The following is a 17536-nucleotide window of genomic DNA, read 5'->3' as shown; positions in this document are numbered from 1 at the left end:
CATTTTATTAAAATTAACTTTTAGATTTATGAATAGAATTAACAAATTTAAGGTAATATTTACTTTATTTCTAATAATATCGTCCTTTTGTGCTCATAGTCAGTCAAATGTGTTTAAGGTAACGCTTGACGCTGGACATGGAGATCATGACTTCGGAGCAGTTTATAGCGGACGAATTGAAAAGAATATTGCTTTAGCTATTGTTTTGAAAGTGGGTAAGATTTTAGAGCTTAATCCTAATGTTAATGTAATTTATACTCGTAAAACAGACGTTTTTATAGATTTAGTTGAAAGAGCTAATATCGCTAACCGTGCAAATTCAAACATTTTTGTTTCTATTCACTGTAATGCAAATAAAAATACGGCTGCCGACGGAACAGAAACTTATGTAATGGGTTTAAGTAAAGTAGCCTCAAACCTTGAAGCGGCGAAAAAAGAGAACTCTGTAATTACATTAGAGAAAGACTACAAGCGTAAATATGAAGGTTTCGATCCTAACTCGCCAGAGTCGATGATTGGTATGACTTTGATGCAGGAAGAATATTTAGATAATAGTATTACACTTGCGACTAAAATCGAGGAGAATTTTGAGAAATTAGGAAAAAAACTTCGTCACGGAGGAGTGAAGCAAGCTCCTTTTATGGTACTTCATAAAGCTTATATGCCAAGAGTTTTGGTTGAAACAGGATTTGTATCGAATCCAACAGAAGGAAATATTCTGAATTCTGAAGAAGGCCAAGACGATATTGCAAGAGCAATTGCAGAAGCTATTTTAAGTTATAAACGTGAATATTTTGGGACAGGAGCGGAAGCTACTGAGGGTCGGCCCGTAAGAGATACTACGCCTGCAAAACCAAAAACAACTACTCCAGTTGCAGTAGCGAAGAATGCTCCAAAAGGAACATTTTTTAAAGTACAGCTTATTGCAAGTATTAAAAAAACACCTTTAGAGCCTAAAAATTTTAAAGGATTGAAAAATGTAACAATGGTGTACGAAAATAATATTTATAAATATTTCTACGAAGAAACTCCAAGTTACGAAACCGCTCAAAAATATCTGCAAGAAGCTAAAGGTAAAGGATATGGCGCAGCATTTTTAGTAGCAACTAAAGATGGAGAAAAAATCAGTATTCAGGACGCGATTAAATAATAAGCGCAAGTTCGAATATTTATATTAATTTTGTACAAACACTTAGAATTTTGAAACTAACAAGAGAAATTAAAACGGCTATTTTAGTCATCGTATCTATTTTATTATTTATCTGGGGATATAGTTTTTTAAAAGGTAGAGATCTTTTTACTAATTATACTGTCTTATATGCTGAATATGATAATGTTGAGGATTTATCACCATCAGCTCCAGTAACACTAAATGGACTTGCAATTGGTAAAGTAAGTAAAATTACAATTGATGAAGTAACAGGTAAATTACTGGTTGAACTTCAGCTTAAAACAGATTTCCCAATTACTAAAACCAGTACAGCGGCAATTTATTCTCCAAGTTTAATTGCAGGAAAACAAATTAAAATCATTCCGAATTTTGCTGACAAAGAATTAGCTGAAGACGGACAGAAATTAACTTCTACTGTCGAATTAGGTTTGACAGAATCATTAGGAGGAAAAATTGAACCAATTCAGCAAAAGCTTGATAAAATGCTTTTGAATATTGATAATTTGGTTACAGGATTAAACAATACTTTAGATAAAAATACTCAAGAAAATCTAAAGAAAACAATTGCTGAATTAAGTCAGACAATGCAACAATTTCATAAAGCATCTGGAAGTCTTAACAATATCTTGGATACTAATAAAGGACAGATTAATGGGATGGTTACAAATTTCAATAAAATGTCTGGCAACTTCAATAAGATTTCAGATTCATTAAATAAAGCAGATTTAGGTAAAACAGTTCGCAATTTGAACCAAACTTTAGCTAAAGTTGATGTTTTAATGAACAATTTGAATTCTGGAAAAGGTACAGCAGGAAAAATACTTAACGATGAGGCTTTGTATAATAACCTGACTAAAACTTCAAAAGAGCTTGAATTGTTATTGCAAGATCTTCGTCTTTATCCAACTCGTTACGTAAACGTTTCTCTTTTTGGAAAGAAAAATAAACCATACGTAGCACCAACAGAAGAAACAAACTCAACAGATAAAAAATAATTATAAATGAGTTATTTAGATAATATTTTATTCGCAGTACTTCTTATAGTAGGTTTCGGTTTTTTTGCAGCGAGCGTAAAAAAAATCATCCGAAATATTAATTTGGGAGTTGATGTAGATCGAAAAGATAATCCTAAAGCTCGTTGGAAAAACATGGCATTGATTGCTCTTGGGCAATCAAAAATGGTGAGACGCCCTGTTGCAGGAATCCTTCATATTTTTGTATATGTAGGTTTCATAATAATTAATATCGAATTATTAGAGATTATCATTGATGGACTTTTTGGAACGCATAGAGTTTTTGCGCCTTATTTAGGTGTAGTCTATGATGTTTTAATTGCTTCATTTGAAATATTGGCAATACTTGTAATTATTGCTGTAGTTACATTCTGGATTAGAAGAAATGTAATTCGTTTGAAACGTTTTATCAATTCTGATTTGAATGGATTTCCAAAAAGTGATGCCAATTACATTCTATATTTTGAAACAGTTTTAATGATTCTGTTTTTATTGATGAATGCTTCAGATTTGCATTTGCAGAATGTTCCAGGAGGATATTCTCATTTTCATAAAGCAGGAAGTTATCCAATAAGCCAATTTATAGCGCCAATTTTCAATGGTACGTCTAATGAAGCAGTTGGATTGATGTTTGAAGTTTTCTGGTGGCTACATATTGTTGGTATTTTAGTTTTTATGAACTATTTATACTTTTCAAAACACTTGCATATTCTTTTGGCTTTCCCGAATACGTATTTTGCAAACTTAAAACCAGAAGGACAATTTGATAATTTAGCTTCTGTTACAAAAGAGGTAAAATTAATGATGGATCCTAATGCTGATCCGTTTGCCGCAGCTCCAGTTGATGAGAACGCGCATCCGGCTAAATTTGGTGCAAGCGATGTTCAGGATTTAAACTGGGTTCAGTTGTTAAATGCTTATACATGTACAGAATGCGGACGTTGTACTTCTTCTTGTCCTGCAAATCAAACTGGTAAAAAATTGTCTCCGCGTAAAATTATGATGGATACAAGAGATCGTTTGACTGAAGTTGGTAAAAATATTGATGCCAATAAAGGTGTATTTGTTCCAGATAACAAAACATTATTAAACGATTATATTACTCCAGAAGAATTATGGGCTTGTACTTCTTGTAATGCTTGTGTTGAGGAATGTCCTGTAAATATTAGTCCGTTGTCTATTATTATGGATATGCGCCGTTATTTGGTGATGGAACAAAGTGCTGCTCCAATGTCATTGAATGCGATGATGACTAATATTGAAAATAATGGTGCGCCGTGGCAGTACAGCCAGCAAGACCGTTTAAATTGGAAAAACGAGAATTAAGATTTATTGTTTAATCGGTTAGTTACTTAACCGTTTAATCGATTTTAAAATAATATTTCGGTTTTTACAGGATTGTCATTTTGCTTTTAGCGATTAAACAATTTCACGATTAACCGATTAAACAAAAGTGAGAGAAATGTCAGAAAATTTAGTAGTACCAACAATGGCAGAAATGCTTGCCGAAGGAAAACAGCCAGAAGTTTTGTTTTGGGTAGGTTGCGCAGGAAGTTTTGATGATAGAGCAAAAAAAATTACTAAAGCATTTGTGCGAATTTTAAATCGTACCAATGTTTCTTTTGCAGTTTTAGGTACAGAAGAGAGTTGTACTGGTGATCCTGCAAAAAGAGCTGGAAATGAATTTTTGTTTCAAATGCAAGCTATGATGAATATCGAGGTTTTGAATGCTTATGAAGCTAAAAAAATCGTTACGGCTTGTCCGCATTGTTTTAATACATTAAAAAATGAATATCCAGAATTAGGAGGTAATTACGAAGTTATTCATCATACAGAATTTTTAAAATCATTAATTGATGATGGGAGATTAACTGTTGAGGGTGGGCAATTTAAAGGTAAAAAAATTACGTTCCATGATCCTTGTTATTTAGGTAGAGCCAATAAAGTTTACGAAGCACCGAGAGATTTAATTCAGAAATTGGACGTTGAGTTAGTTGAAATGAAACGTTCTAAAGCAAATGGTTTATGCTGTGGAGCAGGTGGAGCGCAGATGTTTAAAGATGCTGAACCTGGAAACAAAGAAGTAAATGTTCTTCGTACAGAAGATGCATTAGAAGTAAAACCAGACATTATTGCTGCGGGTTGTCCGTTCTGTAATACAATGTTAACGGATGGAATTAAACATGCTCATAAAGAGGGTGAGGTAAAAGTTATGGACGTTGCTGAGTTAATTGCAAATGCACAAGATTTGTAAAAGAGATGCTAAGGTTCTAAGGTGCTAAGCTACTAAGTTTTGAAACCTGAAACCTGAAACAAAAACAAACAAAAAAAAGTTAAAAATGTATATACCTTTTGAAAATTTACCAGGTGAGTCTAGAGTTTGGATTTACCAGTCCAACAGAAAATTTTCTGAGGAAGAGTTTTCTGAAATCGAAACAGATTTAAAAGCTTTTGTAGAACAATGGGCTGCACACGGAACAAGTCTAGAAGCTTCGTTTTTATTAAAATACAACCGATTTATTATATTGGCAGTAAATCAAGATGTCCAAGCCGCTACAGGTTGTTCTATTGATAGTTCTGTTGAATTTATTCAAAGTTTAGAGAAAAAGTACAATGTTGATTTATTGGATAAAATGAATGTTACTTTTAAACTTGGAGAACATATTGCACATAAACCATTAATTGATTTCAAGAAAATGGTAAAAGATAAATCAGTTTCTGAGAATACAATTGTTTTCAATAATTTGGTAAACAATATCGAAGAATTTAATGAGTCTTGGGAAGTTCCTGCAGCCGATAGCTGGCACAGCAGATTTTTCTAAGAGAAAATATTGATAATAGAAAAGGCGTAAAATTTATATTTTACGCCTTTCTTTTTTATAGGATTATAAATGTTAATTCATTATTATTGTTTGTGTAAATTCTAAAAGTATAATTTAATTTTATGAAAGAAGAAATTAAGGTTGTTGCAGGCATTTCGGCTAAATCAAGTTTGAAATGGTTAGTTATAATGATAATCGGAAATTTGTTTACGTTGATCCTTTTTTTAATCATTCTTTTTCAAAATGCTGATTTTGCTGGCGGAGGACATGGAAATGCTTACGCTTTTTTGTCAGGATTATTTTTAAATAATATTTACGGATTTATTTTACTTGCTGGAGCTCCAGTTTTTGCTATTTTGTATTTTTTGATTGCAAATAAAGCAGCGATTCAGCAGATGATTTATCTGACTTGGAAAAATAAAGTATTTGCCAGTTATATAGATTCTAAAGTCGTCTTTCTGGTTGATAAATTAACAGCTTCAAACAATTGGTCGAGCGCGGTTTCTAATAAAGCGTTGTTGAAAATGCAACTTTTAGAAGCAAACAGAAATGACAAAGAAAGTTCTAAAATCAAAAAGAAAGTGATTAATTATTTATTTCAAAAGATAAATCTGGATGATGTTGATTTTAGCGACAAAGATTTAAAACTATCTGAAGTAGTTTCGGTAAAATTAAATCAATTTATTTCTGAAGCTGTTGAACCTTCATTATTGTTTTTTTGGCTGTTATTATTAATTCAAATCGTTTTGTTTGTTGCTGCGCAGTTTTAAAACGGTGTTTTGAAAACAAAAGGTCTAATCTAGCCCCGATGGGAGTGATATCCTTTTATGCCGGTGTTCGGCATAAAAGATATAACGGACAGCGGGACCGTGGTTCTTTTAACCAATATTGTGCTGCTTCTAAAAAATATTTATCAACCAGAGTTAATCTAATTTTGTCAAAAATCTAACAATTTAAACGGTTAATTAAACGCTATTTTTGAGTATTTTCGTAGAATTAAATTTAATCCATGAAAATAGCAATTGTTTGTTATCCTACTTTTGGAGGTAGTGGTGTAGTAGCCACGGAGTTAGGTCTCGAATTAGCCAGAAGAGGACACGAAATACATTTTATTACATACAGCCAGCCAGTGAGATTGGCACTTTTAAATCCGAATGTTCATTATCACGAAGTAAACGTTCCGGAATATCCTTTGTTTCATTATCAGCCATACGAATTAGCGTTATCGAGTAAATTGGTCGATATGGTGAAATTGTACAAAATTGAGCTTCTGCATGTACATTACGCCATTCCGCATGCTTATGCAGGTTATATGGCAAAACAAATGCTTAAGAACGAAGGGATTAATCTACCAATGATTACTACGCTTCACGGAACCGATATTACGCTTGTTGGAAATCATCCTTTTTATAAGCCTGCGGTGACTTTTAGTATTAATAAATCAGATTATGTGACTTCGGTTTCGCAGAGTTTGAAAGATGATACGTTGAAATTGTTCAAAATCAAAAATAAAATTAAGGTGATTCCCAATTTTATTGAATTGGACAAAGTCAAAAAAGATCCAAACGCGCCTTGTCACCGTTATGTAATGGCTAATGAGAATGAGCGTATTATTACTCATATCAGTAACTTTAGAAAAGTAAAGCGTATTCCGGATATTATTAAGATTTTCTATAACGTTCAGAAAGAAATTCCAGCTAAATTGATGATGGTTGGAGATGGCCCTGAAAAAGAAAAAGCAGAGATTTTATGTCAGGAATTGGGAATTTTAGATAAAGTTATTTTCTTTGGGAATAGCCATGAAATTGATAAAATCTTATGCATGACCGATTTGTTTTTACTGCCTTCAGAAACTGAAAGTTTTGGTCTGGCGGCTTTGGAAGCAATGGCATGTGGAGTTCCTGTAATTTCAAGTAATTCTGGCGGATTGCCTGAAGTAAATTTTGATGGTTTTTCGGGATACTTAAGCAATGTCGGAAATGTCGAGGAAATGGCGCAAAATGCATTGAAGATTTTAAAAGACGATGCGGTTTTGAGTCAGTTTAAGGCAAATGCTCTTGAAGTGGCAAGAAAATTTGATATTAAAAACATATTGCCTAAATATGAAGCTTTATATCAGAAAGCGGTTGACGATTACAAATTGGAGAAGCACTAATTTAAAAGAATAAGATGAAAAAAGTAATTTCTGTTTTAGCGATTTTTGTTTTGATTTCGTGCGGAGTGAAAAAGGTTGGGAGTTCAAATGCGGCATTGTATGAAGTTTTAACAACCCAATCGGACGGTGGTGGAAATATTAAATTTTTTGAAATTTTGACCGAGCCAAATGAAATTAAAATGCTTGAAAACGATCCGCTTTTGGCACATAAGATGAAGGATCCCGATATTCAGGATTACAATTATGTGATTCTAAATATGGGCGAAAAAAACACAAGCGGTTATTCTATTGATGTTGAAAAGGTAGAAGAAACAGATAAAAATATCATTATCACTGTAAAAGAAAATAGTCCAGCAAAAGATGCTATGACGATGCAGGTAATTTCATATCCTTACACGGTGGTGAAAATTCATTCTAAAAAAGAAATTATTATTAAGTAAATTGTATAAGACTGGGCTTCGACTACGCTCAGCCTGACATTGATTGTTTCTTAGGAGGCGATTTCAAAGTTTGTCAGGCTGAACGAAGTCGAAGCCCTTTTTAAATTTCTTTTGAAACCAAAAAAAACCTGTCGCTTTTAAACGACAGGTTTCTTCTTACAATTATTTTTTAATTTTAATTTAGAATCTAAATTTAACGCCTAAACCAACGTCAAATCCAAAATTGTCATCATCATAGTAACCTGAACCAATTTCTGGTCTTGCGTCCAATGATAAAGTAAGTGGCACTTCTTTAAATCTATATTCTATACCGATATCTCCAGCTGCAAAAACATAAGTTCCGCTATCGCTGTATCTGTAATTGTTGTTGTAGTAATCGTGATCCCAAGCAGCTAGTCCTCCTCCGACACCAGCATACCAGTTAAAACCTCCGTCGATGTTCCAAACCCATTGGTAAAGGGCAACTCCTTTTATGGCGTCTACATCACTGCTGTTTCTCCATCCTAAATCGAACTCAAGTCTGTTTTTTTGATTTAATCCTAATTGGTACGATATTTCTCCTCCAAATCCGTTGTTGTCTCCCAGACGTAATCCTAAAGCGTGTTTCGAAATTTCTTGTGATTGAGCCGTAAATGCTAATCCAAAAAGCATAAGGGCAGATAAAAGTATCTTTTTCATAAAAATGGTTAATTAATTTTTTTCAAATGTATTATATCAGTCAAATAGACAACGTATAATATTTTTGAAAATTGTTATATAATTTTCATTTTTAGGAATTCCGACCGTTAAAATTCTTAAAAAACTGCTCCTGAGGTCTTTATTTAAGGATTATCGAAGAAATGAGTTGGGAAGTGATAAGATCTTCCATTTCTAATAGATTTTCTTCTTCAACAAAGTTGCTAGCCTTGTAAGAGAACAGTTTCCAGCGTTTCTTATGGTATTCTAAAGCAGTTAGGTTTTCTACCCAATCACCAGAATTGAGATATAAGGTAGAGCCATATTTGTTTTCTTTAGTCACTATTTTTGGTTCATGGATATGTCCGCAGATTACATAATCGTAATTCTTTTCTATGGCTAGATCGGTCGCTGTGGTTTCAAAATCAGAAATAAATTTTACTGCTTTTTTAACGCTCGCTTTTATTTTTTTAGAAAAAGAATAAGGTTCGCGTCCTAATTTTGCCAAACACCAATTGGCAAATCGATTCATTAAAATTAGATAATCGTATCCTAATCCGCCTAGTTTTGCAATCCATTTTGAGTGCTGAACCGAGGCGTCAAAAACGTCTCCGTGAAAAATCCAGGCTTTTTTGTCGTCTAATTCTAAAACTAATTTATCAACAAGAGCAAAATTTCCCATGTTCATGTCACTGAATTTTCGAAGTATCTCATCGTGATTTCCAGTGATATAGTAAACTTTTGTTCCTTTAGAAGCCATTCCGATAATGCGCTGAATAACTCGTAAATGTGCTTTTGGGAAATACGATTTACGAAACTGCCAAGCATCAATTATATCGCCGTTTAAAACTAAAGTTTTAGGTTTAATGCTTGAAAGATAGTTGTTTAGTTCTTTAGCATGACTTCCGTAAGTTCCTAAATGGACATCAGAAAGAATGACCAATTCGACATTTCTTTTTTTCAATTTTTCTTGATTTGAAGTTTTACAAATGAAAGAAAATTTGTGAAATTTAATTTTATTAAAAGGTTATCAAAAAGAGGGTAATTTTACCAAATTGTGATTTTTATCCCGTTTAATGTTTCGTTAATAATACCAGTTTTAAATTTTTTAATTTAATTCATAAAACTTACATTTGCTCAAAACAAAACACAATGGCAGGAAATAGCTTCGGCACACTATATAAAGTAACTACATTTGGAGAATCTCACGGTGAAGCTTTAGGCGGAATTATTGACGGATGTCCTCCAGGAATACAATTAGATTTTGAAGCAATTGAACTAGATATGGCTCGTAGAAAACCAGGTCAATCGGCAATTGTAACACAAAGAAAAGAGCCAGATGCGGTTCAGTTTCTATCAGGAATATTTGAAGGAAAAACGACTGGAACTCCAATCGGTTTCATTATTCCAAACACCAATCAAAAATCAGACGATTACTCTCATATAAAAGATAATTACAGACCAAGCCATGCTGATTATGTTTACGATCAGAAGTATGGTTTCCGCGATTATCGTGGTGGTGGAAGAAGTTCTGCAAGAGAAACAGCAAGTAGAGTAGTAGCGGGTGCAATTGCAAAGCAAATGTTGCCAGAAATTAAAATCAATGCTTATGTTTCTTCTGTTGGTCCAATTCACTTAGAAACACCATACCAAGAATTAGATTTTTCTAAAATTGAAAGCAATCCAGTGCGTTGTCCAGATGAGAAATCTGCAGCGACTATGGAAGAATATATTCGAGAGATCCGCAAACAGGGAGACACTGTTGGAGGTGTTGTGAGTTGTGTAATTCAAAATGTTCCAGTTGGTTTAGGAGAACCAGTATTTGATAAACTTCATGCAGAATTAGGAAAAGCAATGCTTTCTATTAATGCGGTAAAAGGTTTCGAATATGGAAGTGGTTTTTCTGGATCTGAAATGAAAGGAAGCGAACATAACGATTTATACAATCCTGACGGAACTACAAAAACAAATTTATCAGGAGGAATTCAAGGAGGTATAAGCAACGGAATGGATATTTATTTCAGAGTTGCGTTTAAACCTGTTGCAACTATTATGCAGACTCAAGATTCTTTAGATAATAAAGGTAACATTACACCAATGACAGGAAAAGGACGTCATGATCCGTGTGTAGTGCCTCGCGCAGTGCCAATCGTAGAAGCGATGGCAGCAATTGTTTTGGCTGATTTTTATTTGATCAACAAAACATATTAATAAAAGGTAAGACAGTGAGGGTCTTATTATTTTAATAATTAAAAAATAAATTAATGCAAGAAGTTACAGAAACTAAAAAACAATCATTTCTTTCGGGATTAACAGGGCAAATTATAATTGCGATGGTTCTTGGAGCCATTTTAGGAATTATATTGCACAACACCATTTCACCCGAAGCGGCGCAGGCATTTAGCAGTAAAATTAAAATGCTGGCAACCGTCTTTATTCGTTTGGTGCAAATGATTATTTCTCCATTGGTTTTTACAACTTTGGTAGTAGGAATTGCAAAATTAGGAGATATTAAAACCGTTGGAAGAATTGGAGGAAAAGCTATTGGGTGGTTTTTTACAGCTTCATTTATTTCTCTTTTAATTGGATTGTTTTACGTAAATATTTTGCAGCCAGGTGTTGGTCTAAAACTAGATCACGTTGATATGGCAGCAGCTTCTGAGGTTACAGGTAAAACACAAAATTTGTCTTTTGATAATTTTGTTGAGCATATCGTGCCAAAAAGTATTGTTGAGGCGATGGCTACAAATGAAATTCTTCAGATTGTAGTTTTCTCTATTTTCTTCGGGTTAGCAGCGGCTTCTTTAGGGGCAACAGTAAAGCCAATTATTAGTGCTTTTGATAAACTATCGCACATTGTTTTGAAAATGGTAAACTATGTGATGAAGTTTGCTCCAATTGGAGTTTTTGGAGCCATTGCAGGTGTGTTTGCTATTCGTGATGCAGAAGAATTGGTTATTACGTACTTCAAATTTTTCGGTTCGTTTTTAATTGGTATCGGTACGCTTTGGGCAATTTTAATTGTGATAGGATATATTTTCCTAAAAGGAAGAATGACAGAATTGCTAAGACGTATTACAGGGCCTCTAGCAATCGCTTTTGGAACTACAAGTAGTGAAGCCGTATTTCCTAAATTAACAGAAGAATTAGAAGGTTTTGGAGTAAAAGATAAAATCGTTTCTTTCATGCTGCCGCTTGGATATTCATTTAATCTTGACGGAAGTATGATGTACATGACTTTTGCGAGTATCTTTATTGCCCAATTCTATAATGTGCATTTAGATTTAGGAACGCAAATGGCAATGCTTTTAGTTTTAATGCTTACCAGTAAAGGTATTGCAGGTGTGCCACGTGCCAGTTTGGTTGTCGTTGCGGCGACGTGTGGTATGTTTGATATTCCGATTGAAGGAATTGCATTAATTCTTCCAATTGACCACTTCTGCGACATGTTTAGAAGTGCAACAAATGTATTAGGAAATGCATTAGCGACTTCTGTTGTTGGACAATGGGAAAACAATAAAGAATAATAAAAAAGCTGAGATTTTAATTTTTTTATCTTAGTTGTTGAAAATAATTTTTGAAAAGCTGTATTTTTTTATGAAATACAGCTTTTTTTTATTTTAAAGTGTATATTTGATCAAACTAGCCGATTGATGCCCCAAAAACGGATTTTGTTACTTTTACTCTTGATTCTGAATTGCTTTGCCAATTCGGCAATCGCGCAATCTAATTGTAATCTAGATCCTAAAATTGATAAGACTGTTAAGAAAGCACTTTTAAATTTTAGAGAATCTAATTTCGAAAAATCACTTATCTATTCTAGAGCAGCCTTAAATGCGGCAACAGTACTAAAAGATTACTGTCTTACTGCTCGTTCCTATAATATTATCGCGGCCAACTATAACGAATTGGCAGAGTTTGATAAAGCGATTTTCTTCTACAAAAAAGGGCTGTATTATGCCAATAAAACCGATAACGATTCTATAAAATGTCTTCTCTATAATAATTTAGGGAATATGTATTGTTTCGAAAAGAAACAGTTTGATGAAGGAATCCGTAATTACAAAAAAGCAGTTGCTTATGCTTTGAAAATTAATGATTTGAAAGAGGTGTATTTTACCAATGTCAATATTGCTTGGGCGTATTTTGATATTGGAAACTTCAATCAAGGGCATCTTTTTTTGAAATATGTTAATAGCACGAAATTAAAATATAACGACGGATCGACAGAAGTTATAGTAGATATGTTGAACGGTATTTATGCTAGCCATAAAAATGATTACAAGGCTGCAAATGCCTATTTTTTGAGCGCTATTGAATCTGGAAAAAAATGTCAAGAAAAAACAGATTTGGCACATGCTTATTTAGAATATGCCCATTTCCTAAATAAAATAGATAAGAACAAAGAGGCTTACGAAGCACTTGTTAATCATTACAATCTTTCTGATAATTTATATGACGTTAAAAAACTAAAAAAAGCTTCTCAAGCGGGTTTAAGTCTAGAATTGGATGAATATAGAAGACAGATTGATAAAGTTGAGGGAGAAAAAGTTGAGCAATCTCAAAGTTTAAGAAAATCAAAAATCATTGTCATTCTTTTTATTTTGATTTCGCTGATTCTTTTAATTTTAATCGTGACACTGATAAAGAATATCAGATACAAGAAAAAACATAATTTAGAGCTTCTTAAAGCGAAAGAAATTGCAGAAGAGGCCTCTTTACTCAAAACGCAATTTATATCGACCATAAGCCACGAATTGCGCACTCCGCTTTATGGAGTTGTCGGAATCACCAATATGCTGCTTGAAGAACATAAAGAAATTTCAAGAAGCCAGCATTTAAGTTCCTTAAAATTTTCTGCGAGATATCTATTGTCTCTCGTAAATGATATTTTGCAGATCAACAAAATTGAAGAGAACAAGATTGTATTGGAGAATTTGACTTTTAATATTTCTGATGAAATTACGGTAATTAAGAATTCGCTTTCTTTTCTTTCACAGAAGAATAATAATAGTATTTCTATTGATATTGATTCTCATATTCCCGAATATTTAATTGGAGATAAATTGCGCTTGGCTCAGATCTTAATGAATTTGGTCAGCAATGCCTTGAAATTTACCAAAGACGGACAAGTTGAAATTATAGTAAAACTTAATAAAGTAGAAGGAAAGCTCCATTATTTAGATTTTTTGATAAAAGACAACGGAATAGGAATCGCAGCTGTAGATCAGAATAAGATTTTTGAAAAATTTGTTCAAGTTGGCCGTAAAGATGAAGATTATCAAGGTACAGGATTGGGGCTTAGTATTGTAAAAAGGCTTTTAGGGCTTTTTGGAAGTACCATTACTTTGGACAGTGATTTAGGAAAAGGAACTTCATTTTCGTTTACCATTGCTTTTGAGCATGATTTAGCCAAAACGAAAAGTATTATTGACGAGATTGAAGTTGATTTGACTTCGAGTGAAGTTTATAAAATTCTAGTGGTTGAAGACAATTTGATTAATCAGCTTGTTACCAAAAAGATTATCGAAAAAAATAATTATTCCTGCAAAGTAGTCGATGATGGTTTTGCAGCTCTTAAAGCCTTAGAAAACGATACGTTCGATCTGATTTTAATGGATATTAATATGCCTTTAATGAACGGATTTGAAACCACCAAACGAATACGTCTTCAAGGTATAGAAACTCCTATTGTCGCTTTAACGGCTTTTGATAAAGATGAAATTACAGATGAGGCGATTTCATCTGGGATGAATGATATTATTATTAAACCTTTTGAACCGGTTAAATTATTTAAAATAATCAATTTCCTTATAAAAGAAAAAAACGCTGTTTAGTACCAGCGTTTTTTGTTTTTCTTAGCGTTTGTTGATTTTCTCGATTTGTGAGCTCCGCCACTTCTGTTTGAGCTTTTAGGTTTTTCTCCAGCTTCTGGACTTCCAGAATGCCATTGATACGGATGATCAGCAATCGTTTTTACATCAACTTTTATTAATTTTTGAATGTCTTTCCAATACGGGAGTTCATCTTTTCCGCAGAAAGAAATTGCGATTCCGCCATTTCCTGCACGACCTGTACGGCCAATTCGGTGAACGTAAGTTTCTGGAATATTCGGTAAATCAAAATTGATTACATAAGGTAATTGTTCGATGTCAATTCCTCGTGCTGCAATATCGGTTGCAACCAAAACTCCAACTTCTTTGTTTTTGAAGGCATCTAGAACTCTTTGTCTTGCGTTTTGAGATTTATCTCCGTGAATGGCTTCTGCAGGAATATCTTTTTTGCGAAGCGCTTTTACCACATTGTCAGCGCCGTGTTTGGTTCTAGAGAAAACAAGTACATTTGATAAATTTTCTTCTTTAATTAAATTGTATAGCAAGTTTCTTTTTTCTGTTTTATCAACAAAATAAATGCGTTGCTCGACATTTTCTGCTGTAGAAGAAACCGGAGAAACTTCAACTTTTTCTGGATCTTGAAGAAACATTTCTGCAAGTTCGCGAATTGCAATTGGCATTGTTGCAGAGAAAAGTAACGTTTGTCTGTTTTTAGGAGTCAGTTTTACGATTTTTTTGACATCGTTTATAAAACCCATATCCAGCATTTGATCGGCTTCATCTAGCACTAAAGTGTGCAAATGATTCAAATCAAGAAAACCTTGTTTATGAAGGTCAAGTAAGCGTCCTGGAGTGGCAACTAAAATATCAACTCCATTTTTTAAAGCGTCTACTTGCGGATTTTGAGAAACTCCTCCGAAAATAGTAAGCTGCGTTAAGTTGGTATATTTTGCATAAGTGTCAAAACTTTGTCCAATCTGCACTGCTAGTTCGCGAGTAGGCGTAACCACAAGCGCACGAATCACTTTTGCTTTTTTTGATGAACCGACAATTCGGTGTAATTGATGTATGATTGGAATAGCAAATGCTGCCGTTTTTCCTGTTCCTGTCTGCGCACAGCCAATTAAATCACGCCCTTCTAATACAATCGGAATTGATTTTTCCTGAATTGGAGTCGGATTTAAATAGCCTTCTTCAAATACGGCTTTTTGTATACTTTTTGAAAGTGATAGATCTTCGAATAACATATCTTTGGTATTTAGTATTTCAGTTTTAATAACTAAAATGCTGTGCAAAGATATGTTTATTCGTCCAATCGTTTGTTTGAATTTGCTTTTATTTGGCAAATAGGCCTTATAGCATAACCCAATAGCATATTTAAAATCAAGCAGGTTCGATATTTGCTTTGATAAAATCGGTAACTAAATAACCAATCAATTTACCGATTAAATTATTGTTTGGAGAATTATCTAAATCTGGCGCTCCTTCGCAGATATGCAGATATGCAGCATGTTTATGTTCGCCAAAGAAAGAAACAAACTGTCTTAATTCTTCAACAGAGAAACCGCTGATAGTCATGGCGCTGCTGGCAATGTTTGGAATCGCATCAAGATCAATTTCAATTCCGAAAGCATCACTTTTAATAAAATCCAAAGCGGTAATCATTTCGCGATTAAAATCTTTTTCTTTTCTAATGTTGACACTGTCGTAAGTATTGTATCGAACGCGGTCTTCCAATTTTTTTATAATATCTAAAACGCTTTTTGACGTATAATTTTCGTGAAGACCAAAAATGAAGTATTTCTTTAAAAAACCTTCTTCATATGCGTATGAAAAACCATTTCCGCTATGGCGGCCTTCTAAGATTCTAAAATCAGAATGCGCATCAAAATTGATTGCATTTATTGGTTTTCCTTTCGCAAGAGCGGCACCTTTAATATTTCCGTAAGCGTTGTTGTGGCCTCCACCAATAATAATTGGAGTTTTTCCAGCTTTGATTATCGTAAAAATAGTATGAGAGACTTCTTTGTCTATTTTTTCAACCAGCTGGCTTAATTTTGAACGATCGTCTATGTCGTTAAAATCTAAGTTTTCAACCTGACGCATTTCGTCACTAACATTAATGTGTCCTAAAATAATAATGTTACTCCCTTTAGAAAAACGATTGTGCTGAATATTTGCAATGCTTTTTATAGCAGATTGCCATGCAGAAGCGGCTCCAGGCCTTCCGTAATTGGCGCGCACACCAATATCTTCGGGAATTCCTAGAAGCACATATTTAGCTTCACTTTCTTTAATAAAATTAATCTTATCAATTCCTGGCGGAATGACAATCATTTTTTCTCCGAACTTTATTTCACCACTTCTGTGATTTGTGATTTTAGCTAAATCATTTATAGTGAATGGGATTAATTTTTCCATGAAAAAAATTTATTTTCCAAAAATAATATAATTGTAGAAACTTACGTTATTACCTTATATTAATTCTTAAATTTGTTATTAAAGAAAATTATTTAAATATGGAAAACCCAAAGAACAACAATTCAAGTCTAAAGGCGGTAATCGCAGTTTTAGCAGTCCTACTGATCGGTAGCTTAGTGTATATTTTTAAATTATCTTCTGATACAGAGGTGGTTAAGACTGAACTTACAACAACCTTGACTGAGAAAGAGTCTGTAATGAAAGATTTACAGGAGTTAAAAGCGACTTATGATGCTGCAATTGCTGAAAACACTTCTATGTCTGACGAATTAATCCAAGAAAGAGACAAAGTTGTGGCTTTAATGGATGATTTGAACAAGTCTAAAGGAGATGTTTCTAAATACAGATCTCAAGTTCAAGCAATGCAGAGTAAAATGAAAACTTTAGTTGCTGAAAACGATGAGTTGAAAAAACAAAATGGTGTTTTAACAACTCAAAGAGATAGTACTATTGTAGTTTTAGGAGAGTCTAAAAAGTATAATGAAGTATTAGTTGGTCAAAATGAAGAGTTAGCTAAAACTGTCGAAAAAGGATCTAAATTATCTGTTTTAAATACTAAAACTTCAGCTTACAAATTGAAAAGCTCTGGAAAACAAATCGAAACGGATAAAGCAAGCCGTGCTGATGTTTTGAAAGTTAGTTTTACAATTGCTGAAAATCAAATTGCAAAATCTGGAGACAAAACGTATTATGTTCAAGTTATCGATGCTAAAAACAATGTTTTAGGCGAAAAGAAAACTGAAAGTTTTGGAGAAAACACATTAACTTACAGCTTTAAAACTACAGTTAAATACGAAAATAAAACTGTACAAGTTAGTGAAGATCTTCCAGGAAAAGATTTTGCTAAAGGAACTTATTTTATCAATGTTTTTGATAATGATGAGTTAGTTTCTAAAACTAGTTTTAGTTTAAGATAAGGAGCCTTAGGGATACAATACCACTTAA

At 33.4% G+C, this 17536-nt stretch carries 16 protein-coding genes; 12 read left to right on the top strand and 4 right to left on the bottom strand.

Going from position 1 to position 17536, the window contains the following annotated elements:
- The first annotated feature begins 28 nt into the window (after positions 1-28).
- The 8 genes from NCC77_RS17405 (at position 29) to NCC77_RS17370 (ending at position 7601) form a co-directional block, all read left to right on the top strand.
- Positions 29-1150: an N-acetylmuramoyl-L-alanine amidase family protein gene (locus NCC77_RS17405; RefSeq protein ID WP_250836739.1), complete on the top strand. Its 1122-nt coding sequence runs from the start codon at positions 29-31 to the stop codon at positions 1148-1150.
- A 50-nt stretch (positions 1151-1200) separates the two neighbouring features.
- The gene (locus NCC77_RS17400) at positions 1201-2166 is read left to right on the top strand and encodes an MlaD family protein (RefSeq protein WP_250836738.1); all 966 of its coding nucleotides are present in this window, start codon (positions 1201-1203) and stop codon (positions 2164-2166) included.
- A 6-nt stretch (positions 2167-2172) separates the two neighbouring features.
- The gene (locus tag NCC77_RS17395; RefSeq protein WP_250836737.1) at positions 2173-3510 is read left to right on the top strand and encodes a 4Fe-4S dicluster domain-containing protein; all 1338 of its coding nucleotides are present in this window, start codon (positions 2173-2175) and stop codon (positions 3508-3510) included.
- 136 nt (positions 3511-3646) lie between these two features.
- Positions 3647-4438, top strand: a complete 792-nt coding sequence (locus tag NCC77_RS17390; RefSeq protein WP_250836736.1) for a (Fe-S)-binding protein — start codon at positions 3647-3649, stop codon at positions 4436-4438.
- 85 nt (positions 4439-4523) lie between these two features.
- Positions 4524-5006, top strand: coding sequence for a hypothetical protein (locus tag NCC77_RS17385; RefSeq protein WP_057116491.1), 483 nt, complete (start codon positions 4524-4526; stop codon positions 5004-5006).
- A 122-nt stretch (positions 5007-5128) separates the two neighbouring features.
- Complete coding sequence (locus tag NCC77_RS17380) at positions 5129-5776, top strand: hypothetical protein (protein WP_250836735.1); 648 nt, start codon at positions 5129-5131, stop codon at positions 5774-5776.
- 239 nt (positions 5777-6015) lie between these two features.
- Positions 6016-7161, top strand: coding sequence for an N-acetyl-alpha-D-glucosaminyl L-malate synthase BshA (gene bshA / locus NCC77_RS17375; protein ID WP_095930507.1), 1146 nt, complete (start codon positions 6016-6018; stop codon positions 7159-7161).
- Between the two features lie 14 nt (positions 7162-7175).
- Positions 7176-7601: a protease complex subunit PrcB family protein gene (locus NCC77_RS17370; protein WP_250836734.1), complete on the top strand. Its 426-nt coding sequence runs from the start codon at positions 7176-7178 to the stop codon at positions 7599-7601.
- A gap of 180 nt (positions 7602-7781) precedes the next feature.
- Here the strand turns inward: NCC77_RS17370 and NCC77_RS17365 are convergent, their stop codons facing one another.
- Positions 7782-8279, bottom strand: coding sequence for a hypothetical protein (locus NCC77_RS17365; protein ID WP_250836733.1), 498 nt, complete (start codon positions 8277-8279; stop codon positions 7782-7784).
- Positions 8280-8418: 139 nt separating this feature from the next.
- Complete coding sequence (locus NCC77_RS17360; RefSeq protein ID WP_250836732.1) at positions 8419-9240, bottom strand: UDP-2,3-diacylglucosamine diphosphatase; 822 nt, start codon at positions 9238-9240, stop codon at positions 8419-8421.
- Positions 9241-9428: 188 nt separating this feature from the next.
- Between NCC77_RS17360 and aroC the strand changes: the two genes are divergently transcribed.
- From aroC to NCC77_RS17345, 3 genes are all read left to right on the top strand, one after another.
- On the top strand, positions 9429-10487 hold the full coding sequence (gene aroC, locus NCC77_RS17355; protein WP_250836731.1) for a chorismate synthase: 1059 nt from the start codon (positions 9429-9431) through the stop codon (positions 10485-10487).
- 53 nt (positions 10488-10540) lie between these two features.
- Positions 10541-11803 (top strand): dicarboxylate/amino acid:cation symporter, encoded by a 1263-nt coding sequence (locus tag NCC77_RS17350; protein WP_250836730.1) that lies wholly within the window; start codon positions 10541-10543, stop codon positions 11801-11803.
- Positions 11804-11947: 144 nt separating this feature from the next.
- Complete coding sequence (locus NCC77_RS17345; protein ID WP_250836729.1) at positions 11948-14113, top strand: response regulator; 2166 nt, start codon at positions 11948-11950, stop codon at positions 14111-14113.
- Here the strand turns inward: NCC77_RS17345 and NCC77_RS17340 are convergent.
- Entirely contained in the window at positions 14110-15357 is a 1248-nt protein-coding gene (locus NCC77_RS17340) for a DEAD/DEAH box helicase (RefSeq protein ID WP_250836728.1), read from the bottom strand. The genes NCC77_RS17345 and NCC77_RS17340 overlap by 4 nt on opposite strands.
- A gap of 136 nt (positions 15358-15493) precedes the next feature.
- A complete protein-coding gene (locus tag NCC77_RS17335) occupies positions 15494-16531 on the bottom strand; it encodes a formimidoylglutamase (RefSeq protein WP_250836727.1) in 1038 nt (345 codons plus the stop codon).
- A 98-nt stretch (positions 16532-16629) separates the two neighbouring features.
- On the opposite strand from NCC77_RS17335, the gene NCC77_RS17330 reads away from it, so the two are divergent.
- Positions 16630-17508 (top strand): DUF8428 domain-containing protein, encoded by an 879-nt coding sequence (locus tag NCC77_RS17330; protein WP_095930515.1) that lies wholly within the window; start codon positions 16630-16632, stop codon positions 17506-17508.
- The last annotated feature ends 28 nt before the right edge of the window (positions 17509-17536 follow it).

This window comes from Flavobacterium tyrosinilyticum (assembly GCF_023656565.1).
Lineage (GTDB): Bacteria > Bacteroidota > Bacteroidia > Flavobacteriales > Flavobacteriaceae > Flavobacterium > Flavobacterium tyrosinilyticum.
This window is presented reverse-complemented; position numbering and strand designations above follow the sequence as displayed.

Coding starts and splice junctions, on each gene's coding strand:
- NCC77_RS17385 (WP_057116491.1), top strand. CDS start 4,524: ATGTATATACCTTTTGAAAATTTACCAGGTGAGTCTAGAGTTTGGATT.
- NCC77_RS17365 (WP_250836733.1), bottom strand. CDS start 8,279: ATGAAAAAGATACTTTTATCTGCCCTTATGCTTTTTGGATTAGCATTT.
- NCC77_RS17370 (WP_250836734.1), top strand. CDS start 7,176: ATGAAAAAAGTAATTTCTGTTTTAGCGATTTTTGTTTTGATTTCGTGC.
- NCC77_RS17380 (WP_250836735.1), top strand. CDS start 5,129: ATGAAAGAAGAAATTAAGGTTGTTGCAGGCATTTCGGCTAAATCAAGT.
- aroC (WP_250836731.1), top strand. CDS start 9,429: ATGGCAGGAAATAGCTTCGGCACACTATATAAAGTAACTACATTTGGA.
- NCC77_RS17340 (WP_250836728.1), bottom strand. CDS start 15,357: ATGTTATTCGAAGATCTATCACTTTCAAAAAGTATACAAAAAGCCGTA.
- NCC77_RS17405 (WP_250836739.1), top strand. CDS start 29: ATGAATAGAATTAACAAATTTAAGGTAATATTTACTTTATTTCTAATA.
- bshA (WP_095930507.1), top strand. CDS start 6,016: ATGAAAATAGCAATTGTTTGTTATCCTACTTTTGGAGGTAGTGGTGTA.
- NCC77_RS17330 (WP_095930515.1), top strand. CDS start 16,630: ATGGAAAACCCAAAGAACAACAATTCAAGTCTAAAGGCGGTAATCGCA.
- NCC77_RS17390 (WP_250836736.1), top strand. CDS start 3,647: ATGTCAGAAAATTTAGTAGTACCAACAATGGCAGAAATGCTTGCCGAA.
- NCC77_RS17395 (WP_250836737.1), top strand. CDS start 2,173: ATGAGTTATTTAGATAATATTTTATTCGCAGTACTTCTTATAGTAGGT.
- NCC77_RS17350 (WP_250836730.1), top strand. CDS start 10,541: ATGCAAGAAGTTACAGAAACTAAAAAACAATCATTTCTTTCGGGATTA.
- NCC77_RS17335 (WP_250836727.1), bottom strand. CDS start 16,531: ATGGAAAAATTAATCCCATTCACTATAAATGATTTAGCTAAAATCACA.